Source organism: Sphingomonas sp. Sphisp66 (assembly GCF_047324325.1).
GTDB lineage: Bacteria > Pseudomonadota > Alphaproteobacteria > Sphingomonadales > Sphingomonadaceae > Sphingomonas.
This window is the reverse complement of record NZ_CP168508.1, coordinates 2,537,818-2,555,909: the sequence shown is the minus strand read 5'-3', so window position 1 is coordinate 2,555,909 and position 18,092 is coordinate 2,537,818. Positions and strand designations below refer to the sequence as shown.

At 67.8% G+C, this 18,092-nt stretch carries 17 protein-coding genes; 15 read left to right on the top strand and 2 right to left on the bottom strand.

The features are described 5' to 3' along the window. Positions 1-93: 93 nt before the first annotated feature. The 3 genes from ftsZ (at position 94) to ACEN8G_RS12050 (ending at position 4,868) form a co-directional block, all read left to right on the top strand. Positions 94-1,626 (top strand): cell division protein FtsZ, encoded by a 1,533-nt coding sequence (ftsZ, locus tag ACEN8G_RS12060; RefSeq protein WP_413415891.1) that lies wholly within the window; start codon positions 94-96, stop codon positions 1,624-1,626. A gap of 90 nt (positions 1,627-1,716) precedes the next feature. Beyond that, entirely contained in the window at positions 1,717-3,621 is a 1,905-nt protein-coding gene (locus tag ACEN8G_RS12055) for an SPOR domain-containing protein (protein WP_413415890.1), read from the top strand. A gap of 80 nt (positions 3,622-3,701) precedes the next feature. Continuing rightward, positions 3,702-4,868: a deoxyguanosinetriphosphate triphosphohydrolase gene (locus ACEN8G_RS12050; protein WP_413415889.1), complete on the top strand. Its 1,167-nt coding sequence runs from the start codon at positions 3,702-3,704 to the stop codon at positions 4,866-4,868. Positions 4,869-4,932: 64 nt separating this feature from the next. Here the strand turns inward: ACEN8G_RS12050 and ACEN8G_RS12045 are convergent, their stop codons facing one another. Next, positions 4,933-5,205 carry a hypothetical protein gene (locus ACEN8G_RS12045; RefSeq protein WP_413415888.1) on the bottom strand — a complete coding sequence of 91 codons (273 nt, stop codon included), beginning with the start codon at positions 5,203-5,205 and terminating at the stop codon, positions 4,933-4,935. Between the two features lie 203 nt (positions 5,206-5,408). On the opposite strand from ACEN8G_RS12045, the gene ACEN8G_RS12040 reads away from it, so the two are divergent. The 6 genes from ACEN8G_RS12040 to ACEN8G_RS12015 all read left to right on the top strand — a co-directional run bounded on the left by ACEN8G_RS12040 (position 5,409) and on the right by ACEN8G_RS12015 (position 11,901). Then, a complete protein-coding gene (locus tag ACEN8G_RS12040) occupies positions 5,409-6,935 on the top strand; it encodes a DUF1800 domain-containing protein (protein ID WP_413415887.1) in 1,527 nt (508 codons plus the stop codon). 5 nt (positions 6,936-6,940) lie between these two features. After that, entirely contained in the window at positions 6,941-8,098 is a 1,158-nt protein-coding gene (locus ACEN8G_RS12035) for a DUF1501 domain-containing protein (protein ID WP_413415886.1), read from the top strand. A 114-nt stretch (positions 8,099-8,212) separates the two neighbouring features. Next, positions 8,213-8,944 (top strand): GDSL-type esterase/lipase family protein, encoded by a 732-nt coding sequence (locus ACEN8G_RS12030; RefSeq protein ID WP_413415885.1) that lies wholly within the window; start codon positions 8,213-8,215, stop codon positions 8,942-8,944. 117 nt (positions 8,945-9,061) lie between these two features. Next, entirely contained in the window at positions 9,062-10,177 is a 1,116-nt protein-coding gene (locus ACEN8G_RS12025) for an acyltransferase family protein (protein ID WP_413415884.1), read from the top strand. Positions 10,178-10,445: 268 nt separating this feature from the next. Beyond that, entirely contained in the window at positions 10,446-11,417 is a 972-nt protein-coding gene (locus ACEN8G_RS12020) for a hypothetical protein (protein WP_413415883.1), read from the top strand. Positions 11,418-11,484: 67 nt separating this feature from the next. Further along, complete coding sequence (locus tag ACEN8G_RS12015; protein ID WP_413415882.1) at positions 11,485-11,901, top strand: hypothetical protein; 417 nt, start codon at positions 11,485-11,487, stop codon at positions 11,899-11,901. Between the two features lie 13 nt (positions 11,902-11,914). Here the strand turns inward: ACEN8G_RS12015 and ACEN8G_RS12010 are convergent, their stop codons facing one another. Continuing rightward, positions 11,915-12,583 carry a TetR/AcrR family transcriptional regulator gene (locus tag ACEN8G_RS12010; protein WP_413415881.1) on the bottom strand — a complete coding sequence of 223 codons (669 nt, stop codon included), beginning with the start codon at positions 12,581-12,583 and terminating at the stop codon, positions 11,915-11,917. A 162-nt stretch (positions 12,584-12,745) separates the two neighbouring features. Here ACEN8G_RS12010 and argS point away from each other — a divergent pair, with 162 nt between their 5' ends. The 6 genes from argS to ACEN8G_RS11980 all read left to right on the top strand — a co-directional run bounded on the left by argS (position 12,746) and on the right by ACEN8G_RS11980 (position 18,065). Beyond that, the gene (gene argS, locus ACEN8G_RS12005; protein WP_413415880.1) at positions 12,746-14,467 is read left to right on the top strand and encodes an arginine--tRNA ligase; all 1,722 of its coding nucleotides are present in this window, start codon (positions 12,746-12,748) and stop codon (positions 14,465-14,467) included. Between the two features lie 9 nt (positions 14,468-14,476). Continuing rightward, positions 14,477-15,196, top strand: a complete 720-nt coding sequence (locus tag ACEN8G_RS12000; RefSeq protein WP_307120600.1) for an SPOR domain-containing protein — start codon at positions 14,477-14,479, stop codon at positions 15,194-15,196. Between the two features lie 65 nt (positions 15,197-15,261). Continuing rightward, complete coding sequence (nagZ, locus tag ACEN8G_RS11995) at positions 15,262-16,269, top strand: beta-N-acetylhexosaminidase (RefSeq protein ID WP_413415878.1); 1,008 nt, start codon at positions 15,262-15,264, stop codon at positions 16,267-16,269. 148 nt (positions 16,270-16,417) lie between these two features. Beyond that, positions 16,418-17,152, top strand: a complete 735-nt coding sequence (locus ACEN8G_RS11990; protein WP_413419224.1) for a segregation and condensation protein A — start codon at positions 16,418-16,420, stop codon at positions 17,150-17,152. Next, on the top strand, positions 17,149-17,754 hold the full coding sequence (gene scpB / locus ACEN8G_RS11985; protein ID WP_413419226.1) for an SMC-Scp complex subunit ScpB: 606 nt from the start codon (positions 17,149-17,151) through the stop codon (positions 17,752-17,754). The genes ACEN8G_RS11990 and scpB overlap by 4 nt, the downstream gene beginning before the upstream one ends. A 74-nt stretch (positions 17,755-17,828) precedes the next feature. After that, positions 17,829-18,065 carry a twin-arginine translocase TatA/TatE family subunit gene (locus tag ACEN8G_RS11980; RefSeq protein ID WP_184000568.1) on the top strand — a complete coding sequence of 79 codons (237 nt, stop codon included), beginning with the start codon at positions 17,829-17,831 and terminating at the stop codon, positions 18,063-18,065. Positions 18,066-18,092: the final 27 nt, after the last annotated feature.

Below are 18,092 nucleotides of genomic sequence, written 5' to 3'. Positions count from 1 at the left end.
GCGTTCCCTCTAGAGTCGCCCTCTGCGTTCGTGCAGAACGGGAGATAGATTACGCGTCCGTGACAGCTGAATGGACGCAGGGAGACCAAGGCGATGAGTATCGATTTCCTTCCGCCCGATGTGGACGAGCTGACCCCCAAGATCACCGTAGTCGGTGTGGGCGGCGCGGGCGGCAACGCGATCGCGAACATGATCCGCGCGGACGTGCAGGGTGTCGACTTCATTGTGGCGAACACCGACGCGCAGGCGCTCAAGCAGTCGAGCGCGGGGCATCGCATCCAGCTCGGTGCCAAGATCACCCAGGGCCTGGGTGCCGGCAGCCGGCCCGAGATCGGTCGCGCGGCCGCCGAGGAAACCATCGACAGCGTCCAGAAGGCGCTCGAGGGCGCCCATATGGTGTTCATCGCGGCGGGCATGGGCGGCGGCACCGGCACCGGCGCCGCCCCGGTCATCGCCAAGGCGGCGCGTGACATGGGCATCCTGACGGTGGGCGTGGTCACCCGGCCTTTCGCCTTCGAGGGCAAGCGCCGTGCCGCTTCGGCCGAGGCGGGCATCGACGAGCTTCAGAAGTACGTCGATACCCTCATCGTCATCCCGAACCAGAACCTGTTCCTCATCGCCAACGCTAACACGACCTTCAAGGAAGCGTTCGAAATGGCGGACGAGGTGCTGCAGCAGGGCGTCCGCGGCATCACCGACCTGATGGTCATGCCGGGCCTCATCAACCTCGACTTCGCCGACGTCCGCTCGGTGATGCAGGAGATGGGCAAGGCGATGATGGGCACCGGCGAGGCCGAGGGCGATGACCGCGCGCTCATCGCCGCGCAGAAGGCGATCGCCAACCCGCTGCTGGACGGCGTGAGCATGAACGGCGCCAAGGGCGTGATCGTCTCGATCACCGGCGGCGAGGACATGCGCCTGCTCGAAGTCGACGAAGCCGCCAACCATATCCGCGAACTGGTCGATCCAGACGCGAACATCATCTGGGGTTCGGCCTTCAATCCGGAGCTCGAAGGCAAGATCCGCGTGTCGGTCGTTGCGACCGGCATCGATGCGGATGCCCAGGCCGTCGCCGCGCCGCGCGCTGCCGAGCAGCCGCGCGTCTTCTCCTTCTCGACTCCGCGCCGCACCACCGCCGCCGAGCCGGTCCCGGCTGCAGCACCCGAGCCGGAAGCTGCTCCGGTCGCCGAGGAAGCGCCGATCGCGCCGCCGGTGCCTCAGGCCTATGAGCCCGTGGCCGAGACGCCCGTGCCGCTCTCGCCGCCGGTTCCCGAGGCTTATGAGCCCGAGCCGCAGCCGGCAGCGCCGGTCCAGTCGAGCTGGGTCGATGAAGGCAAGGACGAGGACGAGCTGGTGCTCGGTGCCGACAGCCTGGTTCCCGAAGCACCCGTCGCGCCGATCGACGAGCCGGCCCCCGCGCCGACCACGCGCCGCCGCTGGCTGACCGGCGGCGACGACGAGGAAGCCGCACCTTCGATCCCGGCCGAGAAGCCGGCCAAGAAGAGCGGTGGCACGCTGTTCGAGCGCATGGCGATGGCCTCGCGCGGCGCCTCCAAGTCGGATGACGATGCGGACAAGGATCCGCTCGACATTCCGCGCTTCCTGCGCAGCCAGAACAACCAGTAAGCCATTCGTCGCCGGCCGGGCCCGCTTCGGCGAGCCTGGCCGGCACGGTCATTGGCGGTTCAGCGCAACAAGGCGCAGGCTGGCGGGGACATGAACCGGATACGCTTTATCGGTGCTGCGGTGCTCGCTCTGGCGACTGCCCAGGCGGTGCCCGCTTTCGCCCAGACCGAGGTCGTCGCCCAGCCCAATCCCGATGCGGACCAGCTGGCCAATGACATCCGCATGCTCGCCAGCGATCCGCGCGACCTGCGCACGCTGATCGACGCCGGCATGACCAGCGCGCGCCTGGGGGACACCTCCGCCGCGCTCGCCTTCTTCCAGCGTGCCGAGGTGATCGCGCCAGCCGATCCGCGCATCGCCGCCGGCCGTGCGATGGTGCTGGTCCGGCTCGAGCGGCCGGGCGAGGCGCTGCAGCTGTTCCAGACCGCCGAGGCGCGCGGGCTCAATCCGCGCGAATATGCCGCCGATCGCGGCTTCGCCTATGACCTGCTCGGCCAGCCGGTTCTCGCCCAGCGCGACTACAAGCTCGCCCTGTCGGGTGATCGCGACGACGAGGTGCTGCGCCGTTATGCCCTGTCGCTAGGCATCACTGGCGACAAGGACGAGGCGATGCGCACGCTCGATCCGCTGCTCCGCCGCAGCGACCGGGCTGCCTGGCGTGCGCGCGCCTTCATCCTGGCGATGAACGGCGACACGGCGGGGGCGGAGAAGATCGCCTCCAGCATGATGCCGGGATCGATGGGGCAGTCGCTCTCGCCCTTCTTCCGGCGCCTTGCCGGGCTGGCCCCCGCCGATCGCGCCTTTGCGGTGCATTTCGGCGAGCTGTCGCCCACCCAGGCGCGGCTGGCAGATGCCCGCCTGGCGCCGCAGCTGCCACGTTATGTGCCGGCGCCACGACCGGTGGAAGTCGCCGCCGCGCCGCCGGTGGCTGCGCCCGCGCCGGCTCCGGCGGGCAGGGATCGCCGCTCGCGCAGGGATCGCGATCGCGACCAGAAGCTTGCCGCCATCGCCGCTGCGAGACCGGCGCCTGCGCCCGTTCCGCAGCCTGCGCCCGACGAGAATCTCCCGCCGCCGCCGCGCTTCGTGCCGCCGCCCACGCCGATCGTGCAGCCGCTTCCGGCGCCGAAGCGTGAGGAGGAGCCGACCGAGGCCAGCGAGCGTCCGGCGCCCGCACGTCCTACGCCGACGCCAGTGCCGGGACGCCCAACGCCGACGCCCGCACCGGTGCGGGTTGCCGCGGCACTGCCCACGCCGGTTCGCGGCGAGCCTGCGCCCCAGCCGGCGCGCACCGAGGTACCTCCCGCGCCCGTAGCGGTTGCCCGGGCGGAGCCCGTGGTGCAGCCCATGCGTCCGGAACCCGCGCCGCCGGGGCCCGCCAAGGTGGGGCAGGAGGATTCAGTCCTTGCTTCGATCGTCGGTGGGATCACCATTCCGGCCGAGGAACTCGCCACCGTCACTGCTACGCCGACCGAGCCGGTTGTCGAACCGGCGCCTGAGCCGGTGCGCGTGGCGGAGGCCAGGCCGGCCGCCCCGCCGAAACCGAAGCCCGAACCCGTCGTGGCCAAGCCAAAGCCGGAACCGGCCAAGGTCGATCCGAAGAAGCCGGATCCCAAGGCGAAAGCCGATCCCAAGACAAAGCCGACGGTCGAGGACGCCAGGAAGGGTAAGCCCGACCCCAAGGCAAAGAAGCCTGACCCGAAGAAGCCCGATCCGGCCAAGGCCGATCCGAGCCGCATCTGGGTGCAGGTTGCGGGCGGCGCCAATGAGGATTCGCTCGCCAAGGCCTGGAAGGCGGTGGTCGCCAAGGCACCGTCGGTGCTGAAGGGCAAGGCCGCCTGGACGACGCCGCTGCGCGCGACCAACCGCGTGCTGACCGGCCCGTTCAAGACCAGCGCGGAGGCCCAGGCCTTCGTCAACACGCTGGGCAAGGCCGGCGTCTCCGGCTTCGTCTTCACCAGCGAGGCGGGGCAGAAGGTGACCAAGCTCGGGCTGTAGCGTTCTGCCGCGCACCGCAACCGTCATCTCCGCGAAAGGGTGGGATGACGGGGCAGAGTTAGGCTGATAGGAGCCGCCCGGTGAAAGCGATTTCCCCCTGGGCCTCCACGCCGGAAGCCAGCCGCGGCCGTCTCCATCCCGAGCCCGGCGGCACCGCCCGCGGCCCGCGCGACGCCTTTCAGCGCGACCGCGACCGGATCATCCATTCGATCAGCTTCCGCCGCCTGCGCCACAAGACCCAGGTGTTCATGGCGCCCGACGGTGACCATTTCCGGGTGCGGCTCACCCACAGCCTGGAGGTCGCCCAGATCGGCCGCGCCATCGCGCGTACCCTGGGTCTGAACGAAGACCTGACCGAGGCGCTCTGCCTCGCGCACGATATCGGCCATCCGCCCTTCGGCCATGCCGGGGAAAAGGCGCTGGGCGAAGCGCTGGCAGGGCAGGGCGGGTTCGACCACAATGGCAACACGCTGCGCACCCTCACCACCATCGAGCGGCCCTATCCGGCCTGGGATGGGCTCAACCTGACCTGGGACACGCTCGAAGGCCTTGCCAAGCACAATGGCCCGATCATCCATCCCGAATGGGCTCTGGCCGAGGCCGACCGGCAATTTCCGCTCGAGCTGGAGAGCTGGCCGTCGCTCGAGGCGCAGGTCGCGGCGATCGCCGACGACATCGCCTATGACAATCACGACATCGACGACGGGCTGCGCGCGGGCCTCCTCCAGCTCGACCAGTTGTTCGAGCTGCCGATGGTCGCCGATGGCTGGCGCCAGGTCGAGGTGCGCTTCCCTGGCTGCGAACGTCGCCGGCTGATCAGCGAGCTGATCCGCGCCCAGATCGGCGCGATGGTCAACGACCTGATCGATGCGACCGGCAAGCGCATCGCCGAAAGCGGCGTGGAGACGGTGGCGGACGTTCGCGCGGCCGGCCAGGTGCTCGCGCATTTCTCGGAAGGGATGCGCGAGGCCGAGCGCGAGCTGAAGCGCTTCATGTACGCCAATCTCTACCATCATCCGAGCCAGCTCGCCGCCGCCGACGCGGCGCATAAGGTGGTGGCCGGGCTGTTCGCTGCCTATCGCGCCGATCCCGCGCTGATGCCCGCGCAATGGACCGAGGCGCTGCCCGAGGCCGAACCCGCTCGCAGTCGGCACATCGCCGACTTCATCGCCGGCATGACCGACCGTTATGCGATCGCCCGCTACAAGGAACTGGTCGGCACGATCGACCTGCCCGAGGGGTTCTGAACGACGAAAAGGCCGGGGCGTCGCCACCCCGGCCTTTGTCAGTCCCTGGAAACGGGAGTGCGGCTCAGCGCGCGGCCAGCTGGCCGGCGCTCTTGTCCTTCGGCGCACGGAACGAGACGCGGGTGTCGTTCACATAGCCGTCGACCCAGCCATTCTTGACGTTGAGGCGGAACTCGCCGCCCTTGTTGGTGCGGCCCTCGAGGACCTGGACCTTGTCCTTGGTCGTCACGGTATAGGTGTAGACCACGCCTTCATGCGTGAAGCTGCGATCGGCAGCGAAGGCGGGGGCAGCGAAGGTCAGGGCAGCGGCGGCAGCCGCGAAAAGAAACTTCGACACGATCTTTCTCCTTGATGGTTCAAGAGCCAGATCGGCATCCAATTTGTTCTGTTCTTGCGCACACAATGTTGCGTCGCAGCAAAAGCGGCAATCGCAAAGGCCGCGCTGGGCGGTTGCAGAAAACGCAAGCCAATATGTGTCAGCCTGGCAAACTTCTGCGACACTCTATGCGTAGTCCGTCGCAAACGGACCAGGAGAGTCGGATGTCGGACGCCAGTATCGCGCTTAACCGCTTCGGGCTCGGCGCCAGGCCGGGCGAGGATGCGGGGAACGATCCCCGCAAATGGCTCGCCGGGCAGATTGCCGCCTTCGATCCACGACCCCAGGCGATTGCCTCGCAGGTGCCGAGCAGCCAGGTGGCGCGCGACCTTGCCGACTTCTACGAGCGCCAGCGCCTGCTCCGGCTCGAAAACCCCAGGCCGCGGGCACGCGCAGCCGCACCGGCCAAGCCCGCGTCCGCCCAGCCGGCGATGGCCGAAGGCGCCATGATGCAGGACATGCAGGCGATGCAACCGGCCTCGCCGATGCAGCCGGCCGCCAAGCCACTCTACCAGGGCGAGGATGCCGCGATGCTCGCCCGGCGCGAGGCGCGGCGCCAGCAGCAACAGGCCTATGTCGGCATGGTGTCGGCCCGCGCGCTCACCGCGATCACCTCGCCCACGCCCTTTGCCGAGCGGCTCGTCCATTTCTGGGCGAACCATTTCGCCGTCTCCGCCGACAAGCTTGAGCTGGTCGGGCTTTCGGGCACGATGGAGTTCGAGGCGATCCGCCCGCATGTGATGGGCAAGTTCGGCGACATGCTGAATGCGGTCGAGCGGCATCCGGCGATGCTGCTCTATCTCGACCAGGCGGTGTCGATCGGCCCCAACAGTCCGGCCGCCCAGCGTCAGCGGGGGCGTCGCAGCGGCCTCAACGAGAATCTCGCGCGCGAGATCATGGAGCTCCACACGCTCGGCGTGCGCAGCGTCTACACCCAGGCCGACGTCACCGAATTCGCCCGGGCGATGACCGGCTTCACCGTCGCCGGGATCGGCCGGGCGCGGGGAGCGAGGGATCTGGGCGGCGAGCCCGGCAGCTTCGTCTTCGCCGATCGGCTGCACGAGCCGGGCACGCGCACCATCCTCGGCAAGCAATGGGCCGGGCAGGGCGAGGAGCAGGCGGCGGCGGTGCTCGACCATCTCGCCACGCATCCCGCCACGGCGAAGCACATCGCCACCAAGCTCGCCCGGCATTTCGCCAGCGACGATCCGCCCGCGCGCCTCGTCGCGCGGCTCGAGAAAGCCTTCCTGTCGTCGAAGGGCGATCTGCCCACCGTCTATCGCGCGCTGATCGCCTCGCCTGAATGCTGGGCGCCGCGCCCGGCCAAGTTCAAGTCGCCCTGGGAATGGTCGATCTCCGCGATGCGCGCGCTCGGCACCCAGCAGCTGCAGCCGAACGCGGTCAACGGACTGATGGGCCAGCTCGGCCAGCCGGTGTGGAAGCCGGGCTCGCCGGCAGGCTGGGACGATGTCGCGGGCGCCTGGGCGGGGCCCGACGCGGTGATGCGCCGCGTCGAGGCGGCCGAGCGCATGGCACAGCGGACGAAGAACCTGATCGATGCACGCGAGCGTGCGGCGGAGCTCTTCCCCGATGCGCTGAGCCCCGCCACCGCCCAGTCGATCGCCCGTGCCGAGAGTCCGGGCCAGGGCCTCGCCCTGATGCTCGTCTCGCCCGAATTCATGCGGAGGTAAGCCCGATGACCGCTCTTTCCCGTCGCAATTTCGTCGCGCTGGGCGCCTCGGCCGTGTTTGCCAACAGCTTCGGCGCACGCATGGCCTTTGCCCGCGCCGCGACCAACCGCCGCTTCGTCTTCATCATCCAGCGCGGCGCCGCCGACGGCCTGCATACCGTCGCCCCGGTGGGTGACCCGGCCTATGCCGGCCAGCGCGGGGGCCTGGCCGAGGACTTCGCCACGGCACCGAAGCTCAACGACATGTTCGCGCTGCACCCGGCGATGAAGAACATCCATGCGCTCTATGGCGCCAAACAGGCGCTGTTTCTCCACGCCGTCGCCTCGCCTTATCGCGACCGCTCGCATTTCGACGGGCAGAATGTGCTCGAGACCGGCGGCACCTCCGCCTATCAGCTCAAGGATGGCTGGCTGAACCGGCTGCTCACCCTGCTGCCCGCCGACGACAAGGCGATCGCGCTGGCCGCGACGGTGCCCATGGCGCTGCGTGGGGCGGTGGAAGTGGCAAGCTATGCCCCTTCGGGCCTGCCCGATGCCTCGGACGACCTGCTCGCGCGGGTCAGCCAGATGTACCAGGGCGATGCCCAGCTCCACGGCATCTGGGAACAGGCGACCGCCACGCGGATGCTCACCAGCGACCTCGCCTCGGACAATGGCAGGAACGCCGCTGCCACCGGCGATCTCGCCGCCAAGATGCTCGCGGCCGAGAATGGCTCGCGCATCGCGATGATAGAGACCGGCGGCTGGGACACACATGCCGGGCAGAAGGGCCGCCTTGCCGGCCAGCTCAACGGTCTCGACCAGATGGTCGGCGCGCTGCAGAAGGGGCTGGGGCCTTTGTGGAACGACACGGTGGTGCTGGTCGCCACCGAGTTCGGCCGTACTGTGAAGGTCAATGGCACCCAGGGGACCGATCACGGCACCGCTTCCTGCGCGATGCTGATGGGCGGCGCGGTCAATGGGGGCAGGGTGGTGGCCGACTGGCCGGGCCTGTCGGATGCCGCGCTCTACGAGAGCCGCGATCTCAAGCCCACTTTGGGCCTGGATACGGTGATCGGCTCCACCCTGTCGGCGCATTTCGGGCTGATGCCGCAGACCGCGGCGCGCAAGCTCTTCCCCGAAGTGCAGATGGCACGGCCACTCCAGGATCTCGTCCGCGGCTGAAGCTCGGCGTCAAGCGCCCCGTGCGATCCTCCGTCTCACCTGGCGTGTGTGGGAACGCGGCTTTAACCCCCGATCTCTATCGTCCCGGGAATCGCGCAAGAGGATCATCGGGACGTGCAGCCTTCGGCCCAATCGAAACCCCTGATCATCGCGCTTGCCACCCTGGGCAAGTGCGCGCTCGCGCTTGCCGTGTTCACGACGATCTTCGGCGGCTGGCAATGGGTGATGGCGCGCCAGCCGCTACCCGGCGCGTCGCAGCGCGAGGGCGCCTGCGTTCTCTGGTTCGTCGGCAGCTCGACGATGAGCCGCTGGTCCTCGCTACAGGAGGATCTGCGCCCCTGGGTCGCGCAGAATCGCGGCATCGGCGGCGCGACCATGCAGGAGATCAATCTCCATATCGCGCATGACCAGGCCAGCAAGCCGCCCCAGGCGATCATCTATTATGCCGGGGAGAACGACCTCGCCTTCGGTCACAGCGTGGATCAGACGATCGCCGATCTGCGCGAGTTCCTGGCGATCAAGTCGCGCCTGTTCGGCAATACGCCGGTGTTCATCCTCTCGCTCAAGCCCAGTCCCACCCGCTGGGATCGGCTCGCGCAGCAGGGGCAGTATAATGCCACGGCAAAGGCGATCGCCGATCAACGGCCGGACGTCGACTATGTTGATATCGTGCCGGCGCTGCTCCAGGGTGGACGACCCGGGCCGTTCTTCATGGAGGACGGGCTGCACCTCAATGAAGAAGGCTATCGCCGCTGGAAGATCGCCGTGCACGAAGCGCTGGATGAAGTGATGCCGCGCAACGTGCTGCAGCGCTGTCATCCCGAAGCGCTGCTGGATCGTTCCTGATCTTCCCAAGTCGTGCCAAGGTTACGGCAAAGTTCACTTCGTTTCTCTTCAGTAAGGAACCGCCGGTTAAGTAATCCGGCGTAGGTCAATCCCGAGCGACTGCTTCCGCAGTTGCACATGGGGGCGAAGTTGCACCGCGAGCGGATTGCCGGTTTGGACAACTGGCGCGCGCTGCTGATGTTGGCGGGGATCTTTCTGCACGCGACAACCGTGCAGGAGGTCGACCGGCCCTTGTTCGTGCTCATCGCCAAGATGTCCTCCAATTTCCGCATGGGCGCCTTTTTCGCGGTCGCCGGGCTGCTCAGCCTGCTCGCGCTGCGCAAGCGGGGTGCCGAGCCCTGGCTGGCGCGGCGGAGCTTCCAGATCGGCGTGCCGATGCTGTTCGGCCTGTGCATCCTGGCCCCGCTGATGAGCGCGCTGTCCAGCTGGCACCGGCTGGGCGTGGCCATGCCCGCGCTGCCCGAACTGGGCTGGTGGCATTTCTGGTTTCTGGTTGACCTGCTGGTCTTCGCGCCGATCACCTTCTGGTTCTATCGCGCCGACCAGATGCACGGGCTGTTCGCCCGGATCGACAAATGGGTGGAGACCGGGCGCCCCTCGGTCACGCTGGCCATCTTGGCGGTGGGCGTGCTGTCGACTGCGAGCGTGCTGCTCGTCGCCCAGCTGGCGCGTGAGTCCGGCGCGTTGGCCGAGCCGGTATGGGCGGCGCATCAGGTGGTCGCCTATGCCCCGCTCTATGCCTTTGGCGTGCTGCTGGCCGGATCGCCGGCATTGTTCAGGCGGATCACCGCGCGCACCGGACCGCCCTTCATCGTGCTGGTGCTGGTCCTCGCTGTCTGCTGCGCCTCGCGGCTGCTGCCCGGGGGAGGGGCGGGCCTCTATGACACGCCGGCAAGCCTGTTCAACGTGATCACCGCGTGCATGTGCCCGCCCGCGGTCACCGTGCTGATCCTGCGCTCCGCGGTCGCGATGCGCGCAACGCCGCCGCTGTTCCGCCAGATCGCCGATGCCTCCTTCACCATCTACATGGTGCATTTCCCGATCATCCTGCTGCTCGACCTGTTGTTCGATCCGCTGCGGCTCGATCCCTATCTCGCCTATGTGCTGATGGTCGGACTGTCGGGCTGGCTCTCCTATCTGGTGCATCGGGTGATCGTTCGGCGCTCTGCCTTCGCCGCGATGCTGCTCAACGGCGTCAATCCGGCGAAGCGGCGCACGGTCGCTGTCGAGTAGCAGGCATCTTTGCCGCAATTTACATACGATCTTGATTGTAAGTTTATGTGCGCATAGTCTCAGGTCACCGGCGGAGACCGGAAGATCGGGGAGGACCATTCACGCATCGACCGTCCGGCGGGCGGCGACGCGGCCTGCGCAAAGACCAGCAGCTTTCCCGTTCGCCACTCCGCGCGGCCGAACCGCCTCGGCTTCGTGCCATTCGATTCCGGTGGGGGCGCCACCGATGCGGTTCGAGGGAGAAAACGACAAGCGCAAGGAGAGGCAGATGAAGAGACTATCCCGAGCGATATGTGCCAGCCTGGTTTCCGCCACCGCATTGGCTGCGGCGTTGCCGGCAGCCGCCCAGTCCGTTCCCAATGCGCCGACCGGGCCGGTCGAGACGCAATATTACGCCAATGGCAGCTATGCGACGACGACCACCCGCTCCACGGCGGCCTGCGATTCCAAGGGCAACCAGTGCGATGTCTTCTATCCGGCCAACATCGCCTCGCTGAACACGCGCCTGCCGCTGGTGGTGTGGGCAAACGGCACCGACTCGACCCCGGACAACTACACCAATTGGCTGAAGCACCTCGCGAGCTGGGGCTTCGTCGTCGTCGCGACGCGTGACAAGCAGACCGGCTATGGCAACACCGTCCTGGATTCGCTTGCCTATATGCAGGCGCAGGAAGCGAACCCCGCCAGTCCCTTCTATCACCGCATCGATTTCGCCCATGTCGGCGCCGCGGGCCATTCGCAGGGCGCTTCCGGCGCCGCCAATGCGATGCTCCATTCGAACGGCGCGATCCGCACCACGGTCACCTTCGAGCTGCCGAGCCAGACCTGGTGCAACCCGGCCGACAATTGCCTGTTGACGCCGACGCTCACCGGCGGATCGGGCTCGATCTTCTATGTCAGCGGCACCGCAGACAGCCTGATCGCGCCGGACACGCAGAGCGGCGGCACCCAGCTCAACTCGCAGACCGCCTATTACAACGCTACGCCGGCGGGGATGCTCAAGGCCAAGGGACTGCTGAAGGGCGCCAATCACAACGACATCACCGGCACCCCAGGCTGCGGCCTGCTCGGCTTCCTCAAGGCCTGCTCCAACGGCGTGTACGGCTATATGGGCTTCCCGACTGCCTGGCTGGCCTGGCAGCTCAAGGGCGATGCGACGGCGGGTGCCGCGTTCAAGAGCGGCACCGGCGAGTTCTTCACTGCTACTGCCTGGCAGGGCCGGGTCTCCAACATTCCGTGAGCAACTGGTCGCGCGCCGCCGTCCGTGCGGTGCGCGACCGTTTTTTGGAATAGGGGAGTGGAAGAACATGCCGGCACATCGCAAGATGCTCTTTGTTCTGGGGGCCGTCGCGGTGGCGGTGATCGCGGCGCTGATCGGCTGGCCGGCGACGCCTCCGGGTCCCGAAGCGGGTGCGGTTGTGGTTCGTCCAGCTGCTTCGCCGAGCCCGACGCCGGTGCCAGAGCCGTCCGCATCGGCACCGCCGCGCACGCCTGTGGAAACTGCGATCCTTGCCTCGATCGGGGATTCCCGCGCCGAGCTGCGGGATGTCGTCGTCCGCCGCGACGCGCCGCAGATCGCCTGTGGCGAAAAGCGCACCGCGCGCGATCCGGTATTCCGGCGCTTCGTCTGGCTCGGTCACCTGAAGATGCTCGCTACAGACGATGGCTCGCAGGATTTCGGCAACATCGCCGCGGTCTGCCGGGAAGGGCAGCCGGTTCCCTGAGCCCCGCTTCCCGTTACCCCTCCCGAGGCGAAATCGGCCGGCCCCGGGTGTCGATCGCGCCCGCGCGGATTGCGCCGTCGATCAGCAGCTTGAGGAAGTCGACCGAGCGCCGCATCTCCTCGGGGTTCGGTGCCAGCACCTGTGCGATCGACAGCCCGCGTGCCGCCCAGACGAACAGACGGATGCCCGCGAGCACCCCGGCATCGTCGCCGCTGCCGAACTGCTGCTTGATCGCCTCGAGCGACATCTGCTCCACGCGGGCCTGCATCGGCGTGACCAGCGCGGCCAGCTCGGCGTCGCTGCGCGAGGCCTGGAGAATCTCGAGCACCGCCAGCCCGGAAGGCCGGCTCAGCACCTCCCAGAGCATCTCCGGCCAGTCGGAGATATGCGCGCCGCGGCCGGTCTCGGCCGCGATCTCCTCATAGGCGAGCCGTTCCCGGTCGTAGACCGTGCCGATCACATCCGCCATCAGCTGCGCACGGGTGCCGAAATGATGGTGGAGCGCGCCGCGGGTCACCCCGGCCTCCTCGGCGATCGCTTCGGTCGAGGTGCCGCTATAGCCGTTGCGGTAAAGCAGCCGGATCGTGGCATCGAGCAGCGCCTCGCGCGTCTCCGCCGTGCGCTCCGCCTGTGTCCGCCGCTTCCTGCCCGAGGCTGTTATCGCCACGTTCTTCCAAACCATTTCCGGGGCGAGAGCCGCCGCCGCGATCCATTTGGCGGCTCGGAAGAAGGTCCGTCAACATGGGCGCGTGCAAACTTCCGTCGCGCACCCCATGTCACCGCAGTGGCGCCGCGCTCCCGCATCCGCTAAGAGCCCGCGCTTCCGCAACCACTGGAACCGTGAATGACGCTTTACGCACGCTTCGCCGCGCATCTCAATCTTGCCCTGGATGCGCTTGTCCTCGCCGGCGACCTGCCCGCGGGGCTGGAGCGACGCGCAATCACGGTGGAGCCGCCGCGTGACGCCTCGCACGGCGATCTCGCGACCAATGCCGCGATGGTCCTGGCCAAGCCGGCCGGCACCAATCCGCGCGCGCTCGCCGAGAAGATCGGTGCCGAGCTGGAGAAGCTGGACGAAGTCGCTTCGGTCTCGATCGCGGGCCCGGGCTTCATCAACCTGACGCTGACCGACGCCACCTGGCGCGGCGAGTTGATGGCGATCCTCGACGCGGGTGATGATTACGGCCGCTCGACGGTGGGCGCTGGCACTACGGTGAACGTCGAATATGTCTCGGCCAACCCGACTGGCCCGATGCACATGGGCCATTGCCGCGGCGCGGTGGTAGGCGACGCGCTCGCCGCCCTGCTCGAGTTCGCCGGGCACAAGGTGATCCGCGAATATTATGTCAACGATGCCGGCGGCCAGGTCGACGTGCTCGCCCGCTCCGCGCACCTTCGGTATCGGGAAGCGCTGGGCGAGACGATCGAGATCCCCGAAGGCCTCTATCCGGGCGAATATCTGAAGCCGGTCGGCGCGAAGCTCGCCGCCGAGTTCGGCGACAAATATGTCTCCGCGCCGGAGAGCGAGTGGCTGGTCCTGTTCCGCAAGACCGCCGTCGCCGCGATGATGGACATGATCCGCGCCGACCTGGCGCTGCTCGGCATCCATCACGACCTGTTCTCGTCGGAAGCCGAGCTGCAGGCGGCCGGCAAGCCGGAGCAGGCCGAGGCGTGGCTGCGCGAGCGCGGGTTCGTCTATGACGGCGTGCTCGAGGCCCCCAAGGGAGAGACGCCCGAGGATTGGGAGCCGGTCGAGCTGCCGCTGTTCCGCTCGACGCAGTTCGGTGACGACCAGGATCGCCCGATCAAGAAGTCGAACGGCGCCTGGACCTATTTCGGCGCCGATCTCGCCTATCACTTCCAGAAGGCGCAGTCGGCCGACGCGCTGATCGACATCTGGGGTGCCGATCACGCCGGTACGGTGAAGCGCATCGTCGCCGCGGTGCAGGCGCTGACCGGGGGCGAGACCAAGTTCGACGTCAAGCTGGTCCAGATGGTCCGGCTGCTGCGCGACGGCGAGCCGGTGAAGATGTCGAAGCGCGCCGGCAACTTCGTCACGCTGGCCGACGTGGTCAACGAAGTCGGCAAGGACGTGGTCCGCTTCACCATGCTGACCCGCAAGGCCGATGCCCAGATGGACTTCGATTTCGCCAAGGTGGTCGAGGCTTCGAAGGACAATCCGGTATTCTACGTGCAGTACGCGCACGCCCGTGTGGCGTCGCTCGGCCGCCGCACGGCGGAGGCGGGGATCGAGTGTGCAGATGTCGACCTGTCTCTGCTTGATACACAGGAGCTTGGGCTGGTGAAGGCGGCTGCGCAGTTCCCGCGCATCGTCGAAGCAGCTGCCTCGGCGCGCGAGCCGCATAGAATTGCCTTCTATCTCTATGACTTGGCGGCGGAACTCCATTCCTTGTGGAATCTTGGCAAGGAAGATCCCACCCGCCGCTTCCTGTTGCCGGACCAGGCGGCGCTGACGTGCGCACGGCTTTATCTGGCGCGTTCGATCGGGCAGATTGTCCGCAATGGCCTCCGCATCATGGGCGTCGAGGCCGTCCAGGAGATGTAAGGAATGAACATGCGTGGGGGGGAGGCCGGATTCGGCGACGATGACCGCCTTCCCTGGCTCGAGACGGTGGAGGAGGATTATCGCGAAGGCGTTTCCTTCGGCCGTATCCTGCTGCTCGTCCTTCTGCTCCTCGCCGTGCTCGGCGCGGGCGCGTTCGGCTATTACTGGTATCAGAAGCAGAAGAGCCTGGTTGGCAATGGCGAGCTGATCGCAGCGCCCGAGGGCGACTACAAGGTCAAGCCCGACGAGCCCGGCGGCATGAAGGTGGAGGGCGAGGGCGATACCGTCTTCGCTACCAGCCAGGGCAATAGCGGCAATTCGAGCATCGACGTGAGCGCGCTGCCCGAGGCGCCGGTCGATGGCAGGAAGGTCGTCGAGAAGGCGCCGTCGCTGACCGGTGAGAGGAACGCCAAGGTCGCGATCCCGTCGAGCGCCAGCACGGCGGATGCGCAGCCGAAGCGCGTGCCGGTGATTGCCCCGCAGGCGGGCGGCTCCGGCGCGCTGATCCAGCTCGGTGCCTTCCCGGACGAAGCCGGCGCCAACACCGCCTGGGCGCGTCTCTCGAAGCGCTTCTCGTACCTAGCGCCGCTCGGCAAATCGGTCGAGCGCGGCGAGAAGGACGGCAAGGCGTTGTTCCGCCTGCGCGTGAACGCCGGCTCGAACAGCCAGGCCAAGGAGCTGTGCGGCAAGCTCAAGGTGGCAGGCGAAAGCTGCTACGTGGCGAATTAACTGTCGCGGCCGGGGAGGACGGAATGGGGGTTAAACCCGGCCTTCCGCTTCGCTAAGACGGCGGCATGAAGCCAGTAATCTTCGGCGTATCCGGCCTGTCGCTCACGGCCGGGGAGCGCGATTTCTTTCGTGATGCCGATCCGCTCGGCTACATCCTGTTCAAGCGCAATTGCGAGAGCCGTGCCCAGATGCGTGCGCTCACCGAGGAATTGCGCGAGCTGAGCGGCCGCGCGGACCTGCCGATCCTGATCGACCAGGAAGGCGGCCGGGTCAGCCGGATGGTACCGCCCGAATGGCCGGCTTTCCCGGCGGGGGAGGCGTTCGGTCGCCTCTATGATGTCGCACCGATCTCGGCGATCGAGGCGGCGCGGGCCAATTATCACGCACTCGGGCTGATGCTGGCGGAGGTTGGCGTCACCGTCGATTGCGCGCCGCTGCTCGACGTCGTGACGCCGGAAGTGACCCAGGCGATCGGCGACCGTGCCTTCGGCAGTGAGCCGATGCGCGTCGCGGCGCTCGGCCAGGCCTGTGTCGAGGGGCTGCGCCGGGGCGGCGTGGTCGGCGTGGTCAAGCACATGCCGGGCCATGGCCGCGCCGTGGTCGACAGCCATCTCGAGCTGCCGCGCGTCAGGATCGACGCCGCGGCGCTGGAGCAGGACATCGCGCCTTTCCACGCGCTCAAGGGCGCGCCGATGGGCATGACCTGCCATGTCGTGTTCGAGGCCTGGGACGCCGAGCGTCCCGCTACGCTCTCGCCGACCGTGGTCCAGGAGATCATCCGCGGGCGCATCGGTTTCGACGGGCTGCTGATGACCGACGATATCGACATGAAGGCGCTTTCCGGCACGCCGGGCGAGAAGGCGACCCAGGCGCTGGCCGCGGGCTGCGACGTGGTGCTTGATTGCTGGGCGCGGATGGACGAGATGATCGAGATCATCGGCCTGCTCCCCGACGCGACGCCCGAATGCATCGAGCGCCTCGACCGCGCCATGGCCACCACCGGTGCCGACGAGCCGGATGCGGACTTTGTCGAGCTCATTGCCAGGCGGGACGAGTTGCTGGCGCTGGCGTGACTTCTCCCTCTCCCCGCTGGCGGGGAGAGGGCAGGGGAGAGGGGCGCATCGATAGCGTGCCGAAATCCCCCTCTCCCCGACCCTCTCCCCTTCAGGGGAGAGGGAGTAAGGGCATGACACCACCTCTCCGACCTGCTTAACTCCCCCCATGGACGCCGAGGCACAGGAAACCCTCAAGATCGATATCGACGGCTGGGAAGGGCCGCTCGACCTGCTGCTGGCGCTCGCCCGCACGCAGAAGGTGGACCTGCGGCAGATCTCGATCCTCCAGCTCGTCGAGCAATATCTCGGCTATGTGAACGAGGCGCGCGAGCTGAGGCTGGAGCTTGCCGCCGACTATCTCGTGATGGCCGCCTGGCTGGCGTACCTGAAGTCCGCGCTGCTGCTCCCGCGTAATCCGGAGGAGACGCCGAGCCCCGAGGAACTGGCGCTGCGCCTGCAGCTGCGCCTCGAGCGGCTCAACGCGATGCGCGATGCCGGCGCCCGGCTGATGGCCCGTGACCGCACCGGCCGTGACAATTTCTTCCGCGGCGCGCCCGAGGGCCTGCGCGTGCTGCGCAAGGCACGCTACGAGGCCGAAATCTACGACCTGATCGCCGCCTATGGCCGGATCAGCGCGCGCACCCGCCCGGTGATGCATGTCGTCCAGCAGCGCGACGTGATGACGCTGGAGGCAGCGATCGCGCGCGTATCCTCGCTGATCGGCTCGCGGATCGACTGGAGCACGCTCCAGTCTTTCCTGCCGGAGGGCGCGAGCGGTCCCTATGCCAAGTCGGCGCTTGCCTCGTCCTTCGTCGCCGCGCTCGAGCTGGCCAAGCAGGGCAGGGTCGAGCTTCGCCAGAAATCGGCCTTCGCGCCGCTCTATCTCAAGGCTGCAGGATGACTCCCGAAGACGCCGCCTCGCGTGCGGTGGAGGCCGTGCTGTTCGCCTCCGAGCATCCGATGAACCTCGACGAGATCCGCGCCCATGTCGGCCCCGAGATGGACGTGCGGGCGGCGCTCGCTGCCCTGGAGGCGCTCTATGCCGGGCGCGGTGTCGAGCTGGTCCGCCGCGGCGACCGCTGGCATTTCCAGACCGCCGCCGACCTCGCCCATCTGCTGCGCCGCAACCGCGAGGAGAGCCGCAAGCTCAGCCGGGCAGGCATCGAGACGCTGGCGATCATCGCCTATCATGAGCCCGTCACCCGCGCCGAGATCGAGGCGATCCGCGGCGTGCAGATCAGCAAGGGCACGATCGACGTGCTGATGGAGGCGGGCTGGGTGCGTCCCGCCGGTCGGCGCGAGGTGCCGGGCAGGCCGTTGATGTACGCCACCACCGGAGGTTTCCTCACCCATTTCGGCCTGTCCAGCCGCCGCGACCTGCCCGGAATCGACGATCTCAAGGCCGCCGGCCTGCTCGATCCGGTCGACCTCGCTTTCGAGGCGCTGGGGGAGAATGAAGGTGCCGAGGAGCCCGAAAGCGAAACTGTCACAGACGACGAATAGGGGCTCCCGGCGTCTCGGCCATTGCCGCAGGTGCCCGGCACGCCTAGATAAAGCCGGAATCGAGGAGATTTGTGATGGGTAGTTTCAGCCTGATGCACTGGCTGCTGTTGGGCGTGGTCGCGATCCTGCTGCTGGGCGGTGGTCGCTTCTCGAACATGATGGGTGATGTCGCCAAGGGCATCAAGCAGTTCAAGAAGGGCATGTCCGAGGATGACGAGGCCGAGAAGCCGGCGACCCGCATCGAGGGCAAGGCGGCTCCCGAGCCGACCGTGCAGCGCGAGGCCGAGCCGGCACGCGAAGAGAAGCTCTGAACTTCCGCGCCGTTCCCGGCTCAGGGC